General features: G+C 48.2%; 16 protein-coding genes. 10 read left to right on the forward strand and 6 right to left on the reverse strand.

Features of this window, described 5'->3' with window-relative positions; genetic code table 11:
- Positions 1-11: 11 nt before the first annotated feature.
- Positions 12-572 carry an ECF-type riboflavin transporter substrate-binding protein gene (locus ACE3MZ_RS22890; RefSeq protein WP_411344373.1) on the reverse strand — a complete coding sequence of 187 codons (561 nt, stop codon included), beginning with the start codon at positions 570-572 and terminating at the stop codon, positions 12-14.
- A gap of 179 nt (positions 573-751) precedes the next feature.
- Positions 752-1,795 (reverse strand): glycoside hydrolase family 18 protein, encoded by a 1,044-nt coding sequence (locus ACE3MZ_RS22895; RefSeq protein WP_411344374.1) that lies wholly within the window; start codon positions 1,793-1,795, stop codon positions 752-754.
- 318 nt (positions 1,796-2,113) lie between these two features.
- Between ACE3MZ_RS22895 and ACE3MZ_RS22900 the strand changes: the two genes are divergently transcribed.
- The 4 genes from ACE3MZ_RS22900 to ACE3MZ_RS22915 all read left to right on the forward strand — a co-directional run bounded on the left by ACE3MZ_RS22900 (position 2,114) and on the right by ACE3MZ_RS22915 (position 8,671).
- The gene (locus ACE3MZ_RS22900) at positions 2,114-4,819 is read left to right on the forward strand and encodes a DUF4084 domain-containing protein (protein ID WP_411344375.1); all 2,706 of its coding nucleotides are present in this window, start codon (positions 2,114-2,116) and stop codon (positions 4,817-4,819) included.
- Positions 4,820-5,007: 188 nt separating this feature from the next.
- Positions 5,008-6,036 carry a catalase family peroxidase gene (locus tag ACE3MZ_RS22905; protein WP_411344376.1) on the forward strand — a complete coding sequence of 343 codons (1,029 nt, stop codon included), beginning with the start codon at positions 5,008-5,010 and terminating at the stop codon, positions 6,034-6,036.
- Positions 6,037-6,761: 725 nt separating this feature from the next.
- Positions 6,762-8,024 (forward strand): FAD-binding protein, encoded by a 1,263-nt coding sequence (locus tag ACE3MZ_RS22910; RefSeq protein WP_411344377.1) that lies wholly within the window; start codon positions 6,762-6,764, stop codon positions 8,022-8,024.
- Between the two features lie 14 nt (positions 8,025-8,038).
- Positions 8,039-8,671 carry a stalk domain-containing protein gene (locus ACE3MZ_RS22915; RefSeq protein WP_411344378.1) on the forward strand — a complete coding sequence of 211 codons (633 nt, stop codon included), beginning with the start codon at positions 8,039-8,041 and terminating at the stop codon, positions 8,669-8,671.
- Positions 8,672-8,726: 55 nt separating this feature from the next.
- Here ACE3MZ_RS22915 and ACE3MZ_RS22920 read toward each other — a convergent pair whose 3' ends face one another.
- Positions 8,727-9,509: a class I SAM-dependent methyltransferase gene (locus ACE3MZ_RS22920; RefSeq protein WP_411344379.1), complete on the reverse strand. Its 783-nt coding sequence runs from the start codon at positions 9,507-9,509 to the stop codon at positions 8,727-8,729.
- Positions 9,510-9,701: 192 nt separating this feature from the next.
- Between ACE3MZ_RS22920 and ACE3MZ_RS22925 the strand changes: the two genes are divergently transcribed.
- The 3 genes from ACE3MZ_RS22925 to ACE3MZ_RS22935 all read left to right on the forward strand — a co-directional run bounded on the left by ACE3MZ_RS22925 (position 9,702) and on the right by ACE3MZ_RS22935 (position 13,914).
- Positions 9,702-10,553: a YkgJ family cysteine cluster protein gene (locus ACE3MZ_RS22925; protein ID WP_411344380.1), complete on the forward strand. Its 852-nt coding sequence runs from the start codon at positions 9,702-9,704 to the stop codon at positions 10,551-10,553.
- A gap of 533 nt (positions 10,554-11,086) precedes the next feature.
- Positions 11,087-12,256 (forward strand): hypothetical protein, encoded by a 1,170-nt coding sequence (locus ACE3MZ_RS22930; protein ID WP_411344381.1) that lies wholly within the window; start codon positions 11,087-11,089, stop codon positions 12,254-12,256.
- Positions 12,257-12,531: 275 nt separating this feature from the next.
- Positions 12,532-13,914 (forward strand): M20/M25/M40 family metallo-hydrolase, encoded by a 1,383-nt coding sequence (locus tag ACE3MZ_RS22935; protein ID WP_411344382.1) that lies wholly within the window; start codon positions 12,532-12,534, stop codon positions 13,912-13,914.
- Positions 13,915-14,212: 298 nt separating this feature from the next.
- Here the strand turns inward: ACE3MZ_RS22935 and ACE3MZ_RS22940 are convergent, their stop codons facing one another.
- Complete coding sequence (locus ACE3MZ_RS22940; RefSeq protein WP_411344383.1) at positions 14,213-14,659, reverse strand: Lrp/AsnC family transcriptional regulator; 447 nt, start codon at positions 14,657-14,659, stop codon at positions 14,213-14,215.
- Between the two features lie 198 nt (positions 14,660-14,857).
- Here ACE3MZ_RS22940 and ACE3MZ_RS22945 point away from each other — a divergent pair, with 198 nt between their 5' ends.
- The 3 genes from ACE3MZ_RS22945 (at position 14,858) to nudC (ending at position 17,769) form a co-directional block, all read left to right on the forward strand.
- The gene (locus ACE3MZ_RS22945; protein WP_411344384.1) at positions 14,858-15,523 is read left to right on the forward strand and encodes a YitT family protein; all 666 of its coding nucleotides are present in this window, start codon (positions 14,858-14,860) and stop codon (positions 15,521-15,523) included.
- Between the two features lie 478 nt (positions 15,524-16,001).
- Positions 16,002-16,811 carry a sulfite exporter TauE/SafE family protein gene (locus ACE3MZ_RS22950; RefSeq protein ID WP_411344385.1) on the forward strand — a complete coding sequence of 270 codons (810 nt, stop codon included), beginning with the start codon at positions 16,002-16,004 and terminating at the stop codon, positions 16,809-16,811.
- Between the two features lie 115 nt (positions 16,812-16,926).
- Positions 16,927-17,769: an NAD(+) diphosphatase gene (gene nudC / locus ACE3MZ_RS22955; protein ID WP_411344386.1), complete on the forward strand. Its 843-nt coding sequence runs from the start codon at positions 16,927-16,929 to the stop codon at positions 17,767-17,769.
- 213 nt (positions 17,770-17,982) lie between these two features.
- Here nudC and ACE3MZ_RS22960 read toward each other — a convergent pair whose 3' ends face one another.
- Both ACE3MZ_RS22960 and ACE3MZ_RS22965 read right to left on the reverse strand, forming a co-directional pair.
- Complete coding sequence (locus ACE3MZ_RS22960) at positions 17,983-18,624, reverse strand: FusB/FusC family EF-G-binding protein (protein ID WP_411344387.1); 642 nt, start codon at positions 18,622-18,624, stop codon at positions 17,983-17,985.
- Positions 18,625-19,059: 435 nt separating this feature from the next.
- Positions 19,060-20,091 carry a hypothetical protein gene (locus ACE3MZ_RS22965; protein WP_411344388.1) on the reverse strand — a complete coding sequence of 344 codons (1,032 nt, stop codon included), beginning with the start codon at positions 20,089-20,091 and terminating at the stop codon, positions 19,060-19,062.
- Positions 20,092-20,405 lie beyond the last annotated feature (314 nt).

Genomic DNA, 20,405 nt, shown 5'->3' on the forward strand with positions numbered 1-20,405 from the left:
CAAGCATTCTCTTATGATTCGCGTGTCAGACTGCCACGTTTTGTTCTTGTTTTGGCATAAGCAAGCGCCAGCAGTGTGCCGATAATGGCAACAGACACCGTATTGGAGACCATCGCGCCTACACCTTGCACGAATACTTTGTTAGCTGGCTCGGAGTAGATCAGAATATCCAGCACCGGTGCTACGATCAGCCATGAGACGATATTGGCGATCAACTGCGACACATTAAACGTAATAATCTCGCGCGTTCCGAATTCGCCATCCGCAATGCCGATGCGGCGTGTCAGCAACCCGACGATCAGACCGAATACTGCCGAAGCAATAACCCAGCTAAACCACGGCGAGCCGTAAAAGATCGCATCCTTGAGCGTATGCCCGATCAGACCGATCAGCAGCCCCGCCCACGGTCCGTACAATAGAGCGAACAGCGCCAGCAGCGCATACGTCGTCTCGATATTGGTATCCGGAATAAAGCTTGGAATCGAAGCAAAGCGTCCCAGAATGACAAACAATGCCGAACCAATCCCGATCGCTACAATTGTTTTAACGGATAGCCCGTTTTTTCCTGCCATCCCCAGCCCCTCTTTCATCTGTAAAATAATCCGCTTCATGCCCCGGAAGCACCGGTTCATGCGGTATGTTCTGTTCGATTATACAATCCCATATCATGAAATACCACAGTTTTGTAAGCGGAAATCAGGGTTTTCATCGCATATTCGCTTATTTTCAGGATGGCATTTAGATTGCATGCTCAGGAAGGGGATTCAGATAGTCCATCTGCCATCGCGTGCAGCAACCGCTGGGTTTGATCGCAGCCGTATTCCCAGAACATCATACCCGCCAAACCATGATCTACAATATACTGGCATTTTGCTGTAATCGACTGTTCATCATCGTACGTAATGAAGGTCGAACCATTGTACAAATACGGTGCCTGCGCCTGTTCATCCCAGTAGCGCACATATCCATTGACGTTGATATATTCCGCCACCAATTCCGTATATTCCGGTCCGTATCCGCCTGATCCCGCCGCCATCTGATGCAGACCATGGTTGATGTCCGGCACATGCTCCCATTGACGCGAGTAAAAGGCAGCTCCGATGACAATTTTGTGGGCTGGGACACCGGCTCGCTGAAATAGCTGTACCGACGCATCCACACTGATGCGGAACAGATCGCCATCTGGCGTATACAGATTCGTATGATGCCCGGTCAATATTTGAAAGCCGCCTCTCATGTCATACGTCATCAGCTGTACAAAATCGACGTATTGCTGTACCTGCTCCATCTCCGTGCCGTCGATATAATACTGATCCGCGCCCGCCGCAATCGTCAGCAAATAATGACGTCCATCCTCTGCGCCCTGCTGATCCAGCGCTACCCGTATACCTGATAACAGCAGCGTAAAGTTATGGCGGTCTTCCTGACTGTAGGCGATCCCCGCTACGCCATAGCTCGGATATTCCCAATCCAGATCAATACCGTCCAGACTATGAGTGACTACAGCTTCTACCGCTGACGTTGCCATCCGCTGTCTCCCCTCCGCCGTCGCTGCCGCCTCGGAAAACCCTCCAGCACTCCATCCTCCCACCGACAGCAGTATCGACAACGATGGATGCACAGCGCGAATACGTTCCAGTTCATTCAGATGCTGCAAATGCTGGGTAACAATCTGCGCTTCGTTTACATGACCAAATGCAATATTCATATGAGTTAGCCGCTGCAATTCCTTTTCCGCAATGACCGGCAGATGCCGATCACTAACATAACCTGCCGCAATAAACGATGAATTCATATCGTATGCCTCCTTGAATGATAATGACAGCATGTAATTTCGGGTAGTCAACATTGTGCCTTTTTATCGTTATGTAATGCCTGTTCACGTTCTTCGTTTCTCTCTCTGCAAATCCTGTCAAAACCCTAAAATAAAATTTTTTGAAAATAAAAGTTGGATTTGCATGATTATGTATTTCAATTCTATTCAAAATGGCGTATTATTAACTGCCTAAGCTATTGAATCTTTAGACCTATAAAATTTATGTCGAAACATAGGTATATGATGCTATTTTTTGGGTAATATTAACTAAAATAATTTAAACTTGAGGGATTACACATGCCTAGACAGGCTCACAATTGGAAACCGTTACTGCTGTCCTTTATCGTCCTGTTTACTATATTCTATTATGTTTGGATCAACGTATGGAGCGATAACGACCTGCTCCGCACGCTTGGCGGCAATATGCTGTCCGTCAGCGGATCGTTCATCGCAACTTGCTGGTTATTCAACACCTGGAAGCACAGCCGCGATCGACATCGTATCTTCTGGTTGCTCATCTCGCTGGGCAGCTTATGTTATCTGATCGCCGAAATGATCTGGATGTATTATGAGAACATCCAACATGTCGCCGTCCCCTTTCCCGGTTACTCCGACTTATTCTACATGCTGCAAGTATTCTTCTATATGGCGGCTTTTTTTTATAAGCTGAACCATGACAAAAAGGGCTTCCCCATGATTCGGCTAGTACTGGATATTCTGATCATCATGACTGTGCTGTGCACATTTAGCTGGCACTTTCTGCTGCGCTCTATGTTTGGCGCGGAAGGACCGGGCGAGCTGTCGGCAACGACACTGCTATCTGTTGCGTATGCCGTTACCGATCTGGGACTGGTTGCCGGAGCCGCCAGTCTGTATTTCAGCATTCAGCGCACACTATCCAATCGCGTGATTATTATGATCACACTCGGTCTGCTGGTGCAGGTATTCGGTGATACACTGTTTCTGTATCTGATCTCTATGGATGAGTATTATTCTGGCAGTCGCTCTGATCCGCTGTTTATCGCTGGTCTTCTGCTCGTAGGCTTTGCAGGTATTTTGCACAAAACAGAGAACGGCGATCCCGCGCTTGTGAGTGAAGCCAATGTACCACGAATTGACTTTGCCCGCTTGCTGTTGCCGTATGTCGGTATCGTAGCGTTATTCTTGTTCATGACAACGCGCCCAGATCGTATGTATGTACTGGCGATTGGAACAGGTATCGCTATTCTGCTCGTGCTGGCACGTCAGCTTATTATTTTACTGGAAAATCATCGGCTCGTTCGTAGCTTGTATGATAAGACGCAGGAACTGGCAACAAGTGAAAATCGCTACAAGTCTATTGTCGAATATCATCCAGACGCCATCGTCTCGCTCAGTCTGGACGGTCGAATCGAGAGTGCTAATCCAGAAGCGGTACGTCTGTACGGATTAAGCGAGCAGGAATTGATTGGTTATCGTGCATGTTCGTTTATTACCGATGACCAAGTGCCTATCGCGTATGATTATATCGAGAAGGTGAAGCAGGGCGAGCCGCAAATCTACGAAACGACCATTTGCAGCCATATGGGTGAATTCTTCCATGTCCGTATGACCTATATTCCGATTCTGGTGAACGACAAGATTGTCGGCATCTACAGCATTGCCAAGGACATTACCGAGAACCGCTTGAACGAAGAAAAAATCAAATTCCTCGCCTACCATGATCCGTTAACTGGGCTGATGAACCGTGCCGCCTTTGAAGACTGGCTGAGCGATACCGTGAACAGTGCACGCTCGCAGCATGAGATTTTCTCCATCCTGTTTATCGATCTGGATCGGTTCAAAAATATTAACGATACGCTCGGTCACGACGTCGGTGATCATCTGCTCCGTTCAGTAGCGCAGCGTTTGCAGCGTTGTGTGCGCGAGAACGATATTATCGCTCGTCTCGGTGGCGACGAATTCACCTTGATTTTGCGGCATATGCGTGAGGAGAATGAAGCGGCAACGGTAGCGCAGCGCATTCTGGATAGCATGAGTGAACCGCATTATATTAACGGGTTTGAGATTATGGCGACGCCAAGTATCGGGATTGCTGTATATCCAGGCGACGACGATTCTGCCGTAACGCTGATGAAAAAAGCAGATATTGCTATGTATCAAGTAAAACAGAACGGCAAAGGTCATTATCGTTTCTACAACGAAAACGATCAGCTCTACTCCAAAAAGCTAATGCTCGAAAAAGAACTCGGTCAAGCGCTATACCGCAATGAACTCGTTCTGCACTATCAACCGCAGATCGATGCGGCGCAGGGCAAAGTGATCGGTGTAGAAGCATTGATTCGTTGGAAACATGCGGAGATGGGCATGATCATGCCGGGCGACTTTATCCCGGTCGCGGAAGAGACAGGCTTGATTATTCCGATTGGCGAGTGGGTGCTGCGCGAAGCATGTATGCAAGCTAAACGCTGGCAAGACGAAGGCTATCTGATCAAGATCGGTGTCAATCTATCCGCCCAGCAGTTTGAGCAAGAACACTTTATCGCCACTGTCGCTCGCATTTTGCAACAAACTGGCGTTGATCCTGCCTATATCGATCTGGAAATTACCGAGTCGATGGCAATGAGCAACATTAACAATGTGATCATCAAGCTAAAAGCACTCAAGCAGCTCGGTGTGTCCATCTCGATTGACGATTTTGGGACTGGTTATTCCTCACTTGCCTATCTGGAAAACTTCCCGGTCGATAAGTTGAAAATCGCCCGCGAATTCACCAGCCGTCTGGGCAGCAGTCAGGCGAATCATCTCATCATCAGCTCGATTGTGAATCTGGCGCGCAATCTGAATATGAATGTCATTGCCGAAGGCGTAGAGAGTAATGAGCAGGCAACGATGTTACAACAGATTCACTGTCACGAAATGCAGGGCTATCTGTTTAGCAAGCCTGTCTCTGCTGTCGATATGGAGAAAATGCTACGACTATCCGCATTTGTGACGAATTTCACCGGAGAGCATCCGGGCTGAGTACTGCATATTACACGTTACACGGTAGAGCATATTACGGATTGCATTACAGGTTGTCTTACCGATTGCATTACCGAGTGTATGACAGGATAAAATGGATCGGTTTGAGAAAACCCAGTGGCTTGAAGGATATCCCGTTCGGGTAATGGGTGTACAATAAACCCTTTATACGAGCGAGGTGTCCTATCATGAAGCTTCCTTTATCCAAACACACTACAACTTCCGCTACCGATCAGCCTGTAGATCCGTCACAATCGCGCTTTGCTGATGCGCATCATACCGGACACGGAGATCAGTTAAGCGTGCGTGCCGTCGATGAGCTGGAGCAATTGAGCGGCATTCATCCGGGCTATCGCCGCGCGCATGCAAGCGGGCAATGCTATCGTGCTGTGTTCGCTGCAAACGGCGAAGCTGCTGCATGGACAGACGCACTGCATTTGCAGCAGATGGAGACAGAAGCCATCGTGCGCTTCTCCGGCAGCTCGACGAATCCGGTATTTGCCGATTTGCAATCACCTGCCAAAGGCATGGCTGTCCGTTTCGCGCTGCCAGATGGGCAATATAGCTGTCTGGTAGGTGTGACGGTGCCGGTATTTTTTGCCCGTACGCCAGCTTCGTTTATGGATATGATCACGTTTGCCCGCAAAGTTCGTGCAGGGCAAGCGAGCTGGACAGAGATACTGGCAGAGATGGCGCAGCATTTTGGCGAAGCAAAGGACAGTCTGCGCTATCTGCAAAAGCTACGCCCACCGCGCAGTTATGCCACCGTGCCGTATTATTGCATTCATGCCTATCTGCTGACGCGTGCGGAGCAGACTGCACAACCAGTACGGTTTGAATGGGAGCCGCAAGCAGGAGCAGAGCATCTATCTGTAAATGAAGCGCGTCAGCAAGACGACGACTATCTGGAACAGGAAATGGAGCAACGGCTGCACCAACACCCGGCGGTGTTTACACTGTACATCGTACTAGGAGAGCCAGATGATCCGACTGAAGATCCAACCGTAGTGTGGCCCAAGCAGCGACAACGGATAGCCATCGGTCAACTGACCATCACCGGACAGACAGAGGAACCGGATGATCTCGTAATGGACCCGACGATGATTGCGCAAGGGATGGAGCTGTCGGATGATCCCATCCTGCAATTTCGCCGCAGCGTGTACCAAGAATCATGGGAGCGCCGTAATCGAGAACGCGACGAAGCACGAGACAGCTAATACGGGCGATCACTATAACCCGGACGGATGATCGTGCGGGTTATGATGTCGATCTACTCTACATTGTCCATGTTGCTCTGCTGTGTTCTACGTTCTCTATGTTTCTCTACATTTCGTATGTTTCTCTATGGTTTGTATATTTCTGTATGTGTTTCTAAGTCTACCTTGTTCAACCCAAGCCTTGCTGCAAAAGGCTTGGGTTATTTATTTTGCACCCATTCCTGTTTTTGCACTCCTTCCTGCGAATCCACCTATATGCAGCATTCATGACGTGTAATGCTGTTCAGTAGGAGACGATGTATCGAATACGACGATATTGTTGAACAAGACGATATTGTCGAACCAAACAAGGAACAGATTGAGAATGGATAACAGGCACGAAGTAACTCTGCTGCACCTTCATCCTGCTATCGTACATGTATGGCATTTCATGCTAAATAGCGGATATTTTAGCAAAGAAGACGTATAATAAAAAAGGCACAGCCAAACTCGCATTCAAAACGCGCGATTGCAACAAAGCATATTCAATGCTGGACATCCAACTTGCGCTTGCCAGCTTATCGAACAAGCCACTATTGCACAACACACTATCCTACACAAACGAAAAGAATCATCTTTGCTACACTATGACTGTTCCAGAACGGTATAGTCAGTTCCCATCTTCATTTATGATAGCGGATTCATAAAGCATGATACACTACATCGACGCTAGAGGAGGATTTTATATGAGTTATCAAAACTGGGCAGGCAACTACACCTACGGTGCAACGGAACTTGTGTATCCTGAGAATATTGAGCATCTACAACAACTGGTCAAAGAACATTCACGCATCAAGATTCCCGGCAGCGGTCATACGTTCAACTCCATTACTGACACCGACGGCATCTTCATCTCGCTGCGCAAATGGGATCGATTGCTAGAAGTGAACGAGCAGCAACACACGGTGACCGTCGAAGGCGGCATTACATACGGCGAGCTGTGCGCGGCACTCAGTCAAACGGATTACGCCCTGCACAATCTGGCATCTCTGCCGCATATTACGATTGCAGGAGCTATCGCCACCTCCACTCACGGCTCCGGTAGTGAAAATGGCAGTCTGGCTGCCGCAGTCGAAGGCTTGGAGCTGCTTGACGCCAGCGGCGAATTGCACAGCTTCCAGCGCGGCGACGCAGAATTCACCGGTGTGGTTGTCAATGTCGGTGCACTCGGTATCGTGACCAAATTGACCTTGAAGGTTGTACCAGCGTATACAGTCAAGCAATTCGTATATGAGAATCTGCCGCTCAACCAACTGGAACAGCACGCTGACGATATCTTCGCCAGCGCCTACAGCGTCAGTTTGTTTACCGATTGGCAACAGCCTTCGTTTCATCAGGTGTGGACCAAATGCCGGGAAGAAGACGGCGCAAGCTATGATGGGCTGACCGACTTGTACGGAGCGGCCCCAGCAACAACTGCACTACACCCACTACAAAATATGCAAGAACAGACGCAAAATTGCACCCAGCAGCTCGGACAACCGGGCATGTGGTATGAGCGACTAGCACATTTCCGGTTGGAGTTTACACCGAGCGCGGGCAAAGAGCTGCAAAGCGAATATGTATTGCCACGAGAGCATATCTACGAAGCGGCACTGGCGATTCATGAACTACGTGAGCATCTGAAGCCAATTCTGTTCGTCGGTGAATTGCGCACCATCGCCGCGGATGATCTATGGCTGAGTCTTTTTTACAATCAGCCGTCAGTCGCTTTTCACTTTACATGGCACGACGATTGGACAGCCGTGGAACGCGTACTACCGCTGATCGAGCAGGCACTCGCACCATTCAATGCCCGTCCACACTGGGGCAAGCTGCACACCGTGCCAGCCGAGACATTGAAGCAGCAATTCGACAACCTGCCACAGTTTCAGCAGCTAGTAGAGAAGTACGATCCGCAGGGGAAATTTAGCAATGATTATTTGGAGACATATATTCGGGCGAACTAGAGAGGAACCTTGCAATGAAATCATCAGCAAAAGTTGCTTTAGCTACAACCATGCTAACTTTGGTATGCGGTACGGTAGTGTATGCTGCAACAACGGCTCCGCAGATTTTTGTTAACAGTAATGCTGTACAGACAAATAAACCACTGCAAATCATTGACGGCTCGGTCTATGTTCCGCTACGTACGATTTCGGACAGTCTTGGCGTTGCTGTACAGTGGGACAACGCTAGTAAACGTGTGTATGTAAACTCTGATCCGAATTTCCAATCCGAAGCAAGCGCTGTGGAATATGTGTCTGAACAGAATTTGGCTTTGAAATGGATCATGGCGTACGATGAACGACGGCAACAAGATATGCTTCCTCTGATTTCTTCAAATTTTAAAACGGATATCTATAAGGAGAGTTTTCCCGCAGGCAGCTATAATGCCAATAGTATTGTAGATATGCGAGTGGTTGCGCGCACCACTGATACGCTAACAATGCGAATCGTGCAGCGAGTAACCGCAGAAGATGACTATAGCGTCAAGGTAGAGAAATGGAATTTCACTTTTAAGAACGGTAAAATCAAATTCGTTAACATTGTTCCTAAATCTACACAGGTATTGGATCGATATACCGTCGTGCCCGGAGCTACGTTTGGCAAATAAGAAAAAAGCTCATCTATTCCTGAATCACACAGGATGATGAGCTTTCTTTCTCTATTCACTTCTCCGCTACAATCGTAAACGTCTTCGGAATGCCTTTATCGAACACATCGGATGACTGGTTTGGCAATTCTTCCAGTACTTTGATAATCAACCCCGTCGAAGCAACCGCAGTAACGATCTCGCCGAGTGTCCAGTTGCGCAAGTACACCTTTTCCCGTTCTGGCTCGGCAGTGCCGGATTCGGCATATTTGGAATAGGATACTTCCTTTTCCACTAGCGACTGATCAAAATAATCACCGTCGACTTTGTGCTTGCGGATCTTGGCGGTGGTGCCGCGCGATGAGATTAGCTTGGTCGATATCGGGTGAAAGTCCTGCAATACCAGTCGTCCGCCCTGATGTAGCACACGCGCCACTATGTCAAACAGCGGACGCAAATCGGTAAAATAATGCAGGATGCCAAACTCCATAAATACGACATCGTACCCACCATTCAGCTCCTGCGGCAATTCCAGCACGTCAGACACGATATAGCGCAGTGGCACACCAGCAGCAGCTGCTAGCTCCAGCGCATATTGCTCATTTTCCGGGGAAAAGTCTGCTACTGTCAGCTCCGCACCGAGTAGTGCCAGCGCTACTGCCTTGTTGCCGTTCGAGCCCATCAGGTTGATGATGCGTTTCCCCTGCACATCGCCCATATGAGTGAGCGCGCTACTAATACGCTTGCGCGGATCGCTTTGGATTTTGCTTGCGGCTTCGGCTGGTGTACCAAACCGATTCAACCACGATTGATATGTGCTTCCGCTCCATGCGGATTTATTTTGCTCCGATGATTCCATTGTCGTGCCTCCATTGATGTCATCCTGTATTGGCATATTGTATCATAATCCTGCCGTTCTTCTAGTCACAACATGCGGTATAATGAAAAGAATACCTTTTGTCGTCTGTCATATTATGCAGTCATTTTATATAGCAAGCCGCAGATTTCCTTGTGTTCCTCGGTGAACACAACGCAGAAAGGACGAAATGCCATGCCGCAACATCATGAACCTTCGGAAGCGTTGGAAGCCTCATCCGCTTCCGCTCTGTCGCGCAACAGCTTATGCTTCTGCGGCAGTGGAAAAGAACTCCGACACTGTCACCCCCGCTCAGCACCTGACAGCCGGGCTATGCATATGACCGATCTGTATCGTCAGGTGGATCGTGTGATCGACGATTATCATGAGCATAGTACCAAGCATCCACCATGTGCAGCAGGTTGCAGTAGCTGCTGTTCGGATTATTTTCCGGTATCACAGGTTGAATTTGAATTGCTGCTCAGTTATATGGAGCATAGCTGGAGCAAGCATGATATCCGCGAAGCGTTTGAACAGGCGGAGCGCAATCTGGAGATATTTCAACAGGACAATCCACCGATGTACGATGCGCTGGTGAACCGCACCAATCGCAAGCAGGAGCTGGATTCTATTCGCCATCATGCGGGGCGGAATAGCTTTGCCTGTCCGTTACTAGATCGGGAAAAAGGCATCTGTCGTGTGTATCCAGTACGACCGTTTATTTGCCGTACCCATGGCAGCTCGCATACCTTTTATGGCACATTCAAAGAAAGATTGATGTCGGAGCGTGTCTGTCAGCATATTCCGAGTAGCCGGGTGCATCGCCGGGTTACACCGAACATCGTGGATTACTGGCAACCGTATGAGCAGCTTGCCGATGTGTATGTCGGCGCGCAACGCCAGCCGCTGCGACAGTATCCGATCTTTTACTGGTTAGTACTGTACAATCGTCACGGCGCAGGACCGACGGCGCAAATTGGTAACCGCGATAACTTTGACCTATCGTTGGAGCAACATAACGATAATATGGCGGCTCATGGCAAATAGTGCGTCATGGTATTAGTGTAGCCATCCTTGTCTGTATACCAATCTTATGAAAATAGATACAGATCGTGCTGATAGAAATGGTAATGATGCAGACGAGATCGTGAACCACTGTGTGACTCAATGTGTATGTTGCCTGAATCGTGAACCGTCGGATGCAGATTGCATATGGAACGTAGAAAAGAAAACCAACCGCTTCGACATTGCTGGAGCGGTTGGTTTTTTGGCATTTGCTTGTTTCGAAAATCAATCTATTAGCCGTAATGCTTGATCAAAATATTATTATCTCCGATAGTAAGTCATTATTCTTAATAATAAGTCATCATTTCTAACACAAAAAGATGTATTTTCTCACCTTCAAAAAGCGTATATTTCATTTTGCAGGTAAATGCTCCTTTTTTTGTACAACATGCTTATTTTTATGCAAAGAAATGATGAAATGTTTTATGTATCGTTTAATGCAAAAGCGTTATGATGTTACCTAATTTACTCTTTCACTGCCGCGTTGCAGTGAAATGGCATAAGGAGGAGCCTCTATGACGCTATTGCAACAACCTGTTATCGCTGCCGTTATCATTCTCGCCATCATTGCTGCTGGAGAAGTAATCTCTGTGCTGACTCGTGCCAAAGTGCCGATGCTGCTCATTGCGATCCTGATCTATATGGGACTGCTGTGGACGGGTATTTTACCCAAAGATATTATCAAGAATTCCACATTTACCTCAATCGGCATGGTGATGATCGCTCCACTTATCGTACATATGGGTACATTGATTCCGTTCAAAGTGATGAAGCAGCAGTACAAATCCGTATTAATCTCCCTGATCTCCGTCCTTATCGGCGGCGGTCTGGTGCTGTTGATTATCCCGCCAATTCTCGGCTACACAACTGCGGTCATCGGCATCGGTCCTATGATCGGGGGCAATATCGCTACGATTATCACCACGACGGAATTGGAGCGACTTGGACTCAATGCGCTCGTCACTATTCCCGTGCTGATGCTGGCGATTCACAAGCTGTTCGGTATGCCGTTGACCAGTTATTTTTTACAGCGATATGCTATTCATTTTCGGGATCATCTGCAACAGCAGGATACAGCGAATGATTCCGATCTTTCTGCTATTAAAGGTAGTGATGCATCTGCGCCTAGCGGCAGATTCAATAGCCCCTACATTATGGTGTTCAAGCTGTTTCTAGGTGGTGCGCTTGCGACGATGCTGGATGAATGGACAGGCATCAACTACACGCTGTTCTGTCTGATCTTCGGTATCGTTGGAGCGCAAATCGGCTTTTATCAGCAAAATATGATGGATCATGCCAAAGCGACTGGCATTGCGATGATCGGTACGGTCTTCATCGTAATCAGCTCCATGACAGACGTGACTTTTGGTATGTTTATCAGCTATATTCCAAAAGTATTGCTCATTCTGCTATTCGGTCTGGTCGGTGTGTTGGTCGGCGGCTATTTCAGTTCCAAGCTGTTAAAATGGGACCCGCGCAAAGGCATGTCTGTAGCGCTCACTTCGATGTACGGCTTTCCAGCAGATTATATTCTGTGTCAGGAAGTGAGCCGCAGCGTCGGTCGTACACCAGAGGAACAAAAGCGCATCCTCGACGATCTCGCACCGCCGATGCTCATTGGCGGCTTCACGACCGTCACCGTCGCTTCAGTCGTCATCGCCAGTTTGTTAATCAAGACGTTATAACTGCTGTCATGCATCATAATTGCTGTCATATCAATGTATCGCTCTGATTGTTGCGACGGGATGGAATGGGACGGGATGGCTAGATACAGTCCGATTACGCGTACAATCCGGTGTGCGATCTGATACTTAGCATATTGCACTCTCATATTTGACTTTTCCGACTATATTAGTCAGAATTTTATTCAATGTATATCTATCGTTCTGCTCATTCTATGTACCATCATTACACTCGTTACGATACTATGATCCGCTACGTGAAAGGAGTACCTACTCATATGCCTCGATCTCAAGACGATGTACCGGATTTTCAAGCGTTTGACCAGCTGTCTGCCGAGCGACGGGAGCAGTGGTTGGAGCAGCTGTTCACCCTGCTGCGTCAAGAAAGCATTAGCCACGACGGTACTGGTATGGATACTTGCGCCGTCATGGTACAACAGCTGTTGAAACAGGCAGGGCTGCAAACGAGAATATTCGACGAAGGGCAATATCCTATCGTGTACGGCGAGTTGATTCGCGATCAGCAGCTACCGACGGTGTTATTTTACGGACATTACGATGTGATGCCACCTGATCCGCTGGAAGAATGGCACTCCGATCCATTTGCACCGGAGATTCGCAATGGCAAAATCTATGCGCGTGGCGCGGGCGATAACAAAGGTCAATTTCTAGCGCACATTATGGCGATTCAATCGTGTCTGGAGCTACATGGTCAATTACCGATCAATGTGAAAATACTAATTGAAGGCGAAGAAGAAACTGGTAGCCGCAGTCTACCAATCTTCGTAGAGCAGCACCGCGATCTGCTGCAAGCCGATCTCGTCTATACGTCCGACGGTCCACAGCATGTGAGTGGCGCGCCAGTCGTACTGCTTGGCGTACGTGGTGCGCTCGCGATCAAGCTAACATCCCATGGCGCGCAGTGGGACAACCATTCCGGCAACAAAGGCAATATCGTTCCCAACCCCATTTGGTCACTTGTCCATTTGCTGGATTCGATGCGCTCACGAGATGGGCAGATTCTGGTGGACGGATTTTTCGACGATGTGCGTGCAGTGAGCGATGCGGAAGCAGAGGCGCTGCGCCAGCTACCGTTTGAGCTGGATGATCTGGCACGGCAGGTCGGTTATGCAGAGCTGGATATGGATGGGGAGAGCTATTATCGTCGCCTGACGATGGAGCCAACATTGAATATTCACGGCATTCATAGCGGCAGTACAGGCAAAGGCATTATCCCAGCCAAAGCAGAAGCGTATATCGACGTGCGGCTCGTGCCAGATCAGCATCCACAGCAGGTGTACGACAAGCTGGCACGTCATGTGCAGCAGCACGCACCGGACATTATTATTGAGCAGGTGATGAGTGTGCCACCATCTCGCACACCGGTTGATCTCGATATCATCCAGACCGTCATCCAAACTGTCACCGAAGCGTATCCGCTGGCTCCGGTTATTCAGCCTGGCATGGGCGGCACGCTGCCGAATTATGTATGGACGGATATTTTAAAAGCACCATCCGTCATTGTACCGTATGCGCCGTATGATGAAGCGAATCATTCGCCTAATGAGAATACAGGTGTGGATGATTTCTTGTATGGGATTCGCTGTACGTATCATTTGCTGCATCGGTTGGCGGTGGATGCAGCCCGTGCTACGGTCTAAAGGCACGACCTACAATGCTCCAGCACTAAAAACGCCTATATATTTTATATAGCAATCATACGTTCTATACAGCACTCATGTGTTCTATACAGCACTCACATACGTTCTATGCAGCACTCGTATGTTCTATAACGCACTCATACGTTTTATATGCCATTCATATGTTCTATACATCACCTATATGGTCTTATGACTATAAGTAATAACGATGATGTTTACTAAACAAATCAACGAATAAGCAGCAACTGCGGTGAAAAGCCGTCGTTGCTGCTTATTTATTTGCATTTCTGTATATATGTTACTCCTCCACATTCACTGGCAGCACATGCCTACGCTCGACTGGTGAAGTCAGCACGACCGACGTATTCACATAGCTGTATACCATCAGCCGATCAACAAGCTGGCGTAGTCCTTCCATGCCATCGACCGCTGCTTTGATTATGTACCCGATCTCCCCTGTCACGCGGTGACATTCGATCACATCTTCCTCCTGCACGATCATCTTCTCCCATTCGCTAGCGGACACCTTCAGATCGCTGATCTGGATCATTAGCAGAATGCTGCGCCCAATCGCTGCCGGTGAGACGATGGCGGTAAAGCCTTGAATGACTCCTCTTTCCTGTAAACGATGCAGTCGTTCCGTTACACTCGGACGGCTGAGCGACAGTTGCTTGGACAAGTCGCTAATCGTCATGCGTGCATCCTCCTGCAATAATGTCAGCAAACGCGCGTCAATATGATCCATGTAAGCTTTCCTCCCTGTATGTATATTCCAATTTGTCTCGTTATGCCAATATGTAGCCTTAACGATCCATTATTATTCATTTTGACAAGGATAACTGGTAATTCCTTCTGTTTTTATATGTGTTTTGCTTGTTTGGTATTATATCATGTACATATTGCAAAATGAATAATTATTCAACGTGATCGAAAGGATGATTTCATGTCTTCATCTACATCTGCGAATGCTTCGCAGCATGCTCTGCGTCTGTTAAAAGTAGTAATCGGCTGTATGCTTGTCAGCGCCGGGCTGCTGTTGCTGCGACACGCTCAGGTCGTAACCGGCGGTACAGCGGGATTGTCGCTCAGTCTCAGCTATTTGCTACATATGCCGTTTGCTTTGTTATTTTTCGTTATCAATATTCCATTTTATGTATTCTCGCTCTTTCGGATGGGGTGGAGCTTCACACTCTCGACCATCTTGTCCGTCTGCCTTGTATCGCTAATGACATCGGTGGATCGCTGGCTGCCTGCGTTTGCTCTGCCGCAACTGGCAAGTACGGTTATCGGTAGCATTCTATGCGGACTGGGATTGTCCTTGCTGTTTATGAATCGTGCTTCGCTAGGCGGTGTAAACATCGTAGCAATCTTCATGCAGCAGCGGTTCGGCTGGAATCCCGGGTTGGTGAACTTTGTGTTCGATTCCATCGTTGTGTGCATCGGGCTGTACTCAGTCGGATTGTATGAAGCGGTATTGTCAGCGATGTCGGTAGTGATCGTATCCACGATTATCGGATATTTTAAAAATCGAATTGCTCGTGGGAACAGTCGCCCAGTTGTCGCAACAGCTCCCGTAGCAGCGCAAGGTACGAGTGCGGAAGCTTCGTAATTCAGAGTATAAAATATAGCATGCAGTATGGTGGATACTTTGAGCGGCATGTAGTCATAGCGCCATGAAGCTATACAACTACGCAGTCATAGAGCTATATAGCTACGTAGTTATGGATTTGGACATATATGGATATGTAAATGCTATACAGTTGTAGCTTCACAGAATGGTAGAGTGTTGGAAAGTCATAGTCGCACGGTTAATGACTTGAGTAGCTATACTATATTGTGAATAGTGACTATCAGACAGTAATAAGCTAGCGATGTCAACAGGATCAAGGACGCTTATAGACAAGGCGGCTGTGATCCTGTTTTATTTTGTATCAGAATATACCAACCAATTATGCCAAAGTAAACATATGATGTATACAGCAAAGTATTTTCATTTAGTGATATACTTGGTACAGATTGATTGAACACGGATCATGTATTGGTATCACAACATGTATAGACGGTACACGATAGAAAGGAACGGTAGGATGGATACGACTTTGCTTTTGGAACACATTCTGCTGCTGGCAGTCGGGATGCTCGCTTCGATCTGTGGAGCGGTTGCCGGGCTGGGAGGCGGGTTTATTATTGTGCCGGTATTGGCGTTTCTGTATGTCATTCCGGTAGCGAATATTTCCGGTACGTCGATGGCGGTACTGTTCGTCAGCGCGATCTCCAGCACGCTCGCTTATGCTCGTCAGCGTAAAATCGATTATCGCAGCGGCATCGCCTTTTCGATTGCGATGATTCCGGGTTCGATTCTTGGTGCATGGACGACAAGCGTCGTTGGGAGCCGCGTGTTTTTTGTGGCGCTTGGCATATTTCTCATGATTATGGCGGTGATGATCAACTTCAAGCCGACGCAGAGCAGAGGCGGATTTTTGCGTCCGACGGTTACGCATCGTCTCACTGACAACACTGGCAGTGTGCATGAATATTCATTTAATCTATGGTTTGGCTGCGGGGTTGCGTTCTTTGTCGGCTTTCTATCCAGCTTGTTCGGCATTGGTGGCGGCTCGGTGATGGTGCCAACGATGATTCTGTTTCTGGCATTTCCGCCGCATATCGCGACTGCTACCTCAATGTTCTCGATTTTGCTATCGTCGTTTGTTGGTACGGTATCGCATGTGGCACTCGGACATGTGATGTGGGATCAATTCATCTGGCTTGCCATCGGCGCACTGGTCGGCGGACAGATCGGCGCGCGGATTGCATCCAAAATTCCTGCCAAAGCCATCGTGCGCGTACTAGCAGTCTGCCTGTTCGTCGTCGCGATTCGGATGCTGTTCAAAGGGTAAAAAGAAGCTACCGGATGAGCTATGGAACGGTAACACCATGACTCAACATGAAGGACAGACATACATTCTTTCATCATAATATTCCTATTTTGGGACAGAGAAAGGTTCTGAGCATATGTCATTTGTCAAACAAAGCATCTATACACGCTATATCCCTGCTATGAAGCCTGCCGAGCAGGAGAATGAGACGGGATACTGGTTTATTTTCCGAGGAAATGAGATGCTGGTGCATCAGCAAAATGAACAGCTTGCCGTTCCAGTTGCCAAAGGGCTGGAGCAATACAAGCTAGAGCCTCTGCGTTCACTCTATCTCGGCTCGATTGAGCAGGCTTCATGTTATGCCGCAGAAGTCAGCAAAGACGCGCAAGCACCGGAAGGTATGGCATTCATCCCGCTGTTCGGTCTGTTTGAACAGATCGATCAGGATCTGTTTCATGTCGCTGGACGTGCGGTGCAGATGCTCGGCTGGGATGCGACGCATCAGTTTTGCGGACGATGCGGCACGGCGCTCGAACATGCACAACATGAACGCAGCAAAGTTTGCCCAAACTGTGGTCTGAGTCAGTATCCACGCATCTCCCCGGCAGTCATCACGCTAATCACCAAAGGCGACAAGCTGCTGCTGGCACGCGCCGGACATTTCCCCGGGAATATGTATGGTCTGATCGCTGGTTTTGTTGAGGCGGGCGAAACGTTGGAGGATTGTGTACAGCGTGAGACGATAGAGGAAATCGGCATCAAGGTGAAAAATATTCGCTACTTCGACAGCCAACCGTGGCCGTTCCCGCATTCGCTAATGGTCGGTTATATCGCTGAATACGACAGCGGCGAGATTCAGGTCGATGGCGAGGAGATTGTGCATGCGGACTGGTTCGACCCGCATGATCTGCCGAATATTCCACCGCTAATCAGCATCGCGCGCAAGATGATTGACTGGTATGTGGAGCAGCAGAAATAAATAAGAACAAAGGCTGTTCCCTTCGTCACCTTTTCATGACGGTTGGGAACAGCCTTTCTTTATTGTATTCGTGTTGTATTGCAGCAGTTACATTGACCAGCTAGTCACATTTACAGCCGACGATGTATATGGTGACGATGCTCTACATCGTACCAAAAATCACCTTCGCATGTTCGTTAATCATACAATCTTCCCATAACTCCCCGCCCAATCTCAGCGCTCAACTTTCAGCAGGAATTTCTCCAACGCTTCTGTATCGGTAATGCTATGATTACACGTTTCGTCATCCATGCAGACGTATTGCCCGACGGAAGACAGATTGTCTGGCGAGTGGGCTTTCATTTTCACATTGAAAAAGCCCAGCTCCTGATTGCGATTGCAGAACATGCAGAAGCCTCGTTTGTTCGTCGGCGTGATCTGTCCTTCGGTTGCGATCAGACGATCTTCATGCGGATAGACGATAAACAGCCGATTGGCGGCAATATCGATCCAGCGTAGATACGTCGTGCGAGTCAGATCCACTGCGGACATCTCCGGCGCTTTCAGCTTTTTCGCTTTGGGAAACAGCTTTTGAATCTGCTTGGGCGTCACTTCAGGAAACGGAATGACGTGAGATTCCAGCGAATCAAGATAGTTCTGGATATCCTCTGTCTGCTGATACGTTCCTAGCAATTCCAGCAAAGACTTCTGCTCCGTTGTCAGTGAATCGAATGTCGCGATGATCTTCTGCACCGCACTGTATTTGACCGTCTCCAGCACTTGCCGATCTGCAATCCCTCGCATCGTTTTGATCAGAAAATCCGCTTGTTTATGAATAAAGTTCAATTGATGATTGTGAATGAATGGTGTTTGCATCGCTTTCAGCCCCTTATATGATTTGGTTCAAGCATAAGGTGCAAAGCCTGCGGGCATTTCCGTGTTGCCTATTCAGGGCGATGAGTCGATTCTCTTCGCGCCCCGCACAAAGTCCACCCTGTTCAGGCTTCGCGCAAGGCCTCTATAGCTAACGAGCAATCCGGTGCGAATCCAAATGCCACGGTAGAACCCCCTATCATTGTGAGTATACGGGAAGTATACCAGTGTGACAGGATCAGGGCAAATCCAGACATGCTATCGCCGGATATGATCTGCATTCATACATTCTCCCTAATTGGCTTCCATCCTGTATTGAGCCTGTATTGAGCGTGTATCGAATCTGTATCGAAAAATCTTCTGTCCTGCTTGGAGTCTATTCTCTATAGATAAGCGAGCTTCCTCAGGATGACGCGCCCATACTAGATTTTGTTCGGCTCAATACTGCGCTCCACTCGGAAACGTGTACTTATTCATCCCTTTTACCGACAGCAACCGGAACCCTTCCCGGCTGAAATCCTGACCATTACGCGCCATCTCGTACTTCGGTGTCTTCGTGTAATAATCCATATAATTCAACATATACGGATACGTACGCACCACGTCTGCATTCGGCTTGGACGAACTGTAATGAATCGGCGAGACACCGTATCCGTCCAGTGAGAATACGCCCGCTGCCGCTTCGTTCATTTTGAAAAATTGATTCAGCACCGTATCCGTACTCGCCTGATAATCGATACTGCTCACGCTCAGCAGACGCACACCTAGCACGCGGCGATACATAAGCGATTTGTCCATCTTTTGCTGAAATTCTTCCATATACGCACTCGGTAGGCTGCTTCCGTTCAGATTGGCAGGCAGGATAAAGCTCTCCAGCAAATATAGATCGCTGCTGGTGATGCGCGTCTTCGTGCCGGTTGGATTGAAGTCAGCGTTCTTCGTGCTGCTCATCACATCCTCAGGATGCCACGCGTTAATAAATGCCGCCATGCTCTGTCCATGTACCGCATCGACCGCTTCATTCAGCCGCGCGCGGGACACACCGTAGTCGTAACCCGCATCATCCAAGAATACGCCGTACGCCCCTGCATCTTTCCACAATCCGATCCGCTGTTTGATCATATCCATGCTCAGATTGTCAGTACCATCGGTCACGCCCAGATCGACATAGCCAAAGATCTGAATGCTCGGATGAATCTGCTTAATCCGGTCGATGATCTGTAGCGTTGTCACATGATTCTCATGCTCCGGCAGCTCCAGACGGTCGCCCAGCACCAGTACATCATATTGGGCAAGTGTTTGTGCCGCTTCTTCCGGGCTGGCGGCATCGTTGATGGACTCAGGAATGCCGTAATAGATCAGCAGCTTCGGACCGGGTATTGTATTTGCCTGCGCGGACGCGCTGTTTGTGGTGCACAATACTGCCACCAGTGCCAGCACACACAGTGCCAGACGATGATAGGTTCTCATCTTCTATGTCTCCTTTGATGCGTTGAATTTATGAAAACCACTAATTCCCATATCATCCAGTTCGCATACCGTTTTCTTATCCACTGTATACACCATATCCCATCCAACATAACACAATTTCCATAAAAGTAAACGCCATTTCCAGAATATTCATTCGCTCTCATCTAACAGGTCCTGGTTCTCTCGAATCATCTATTTTACGTATTTACGCAATTGTTAAAAAAGCTTTAAATCATTGCAAAATAAAGCTTTTTCTCACCTCTAAACTCGCATCCACGTATTCAAATTTTAAAAAACTATGTGATGTAAAATTT

The organism is Paenibacillus sp. WLX1005 (assembly GCF_046603685.1).
Lineage (GTDB): Bacteria > Bacillota > Bacilli > Paenibacillales > Paenibacillaceae > Saccharibacillus.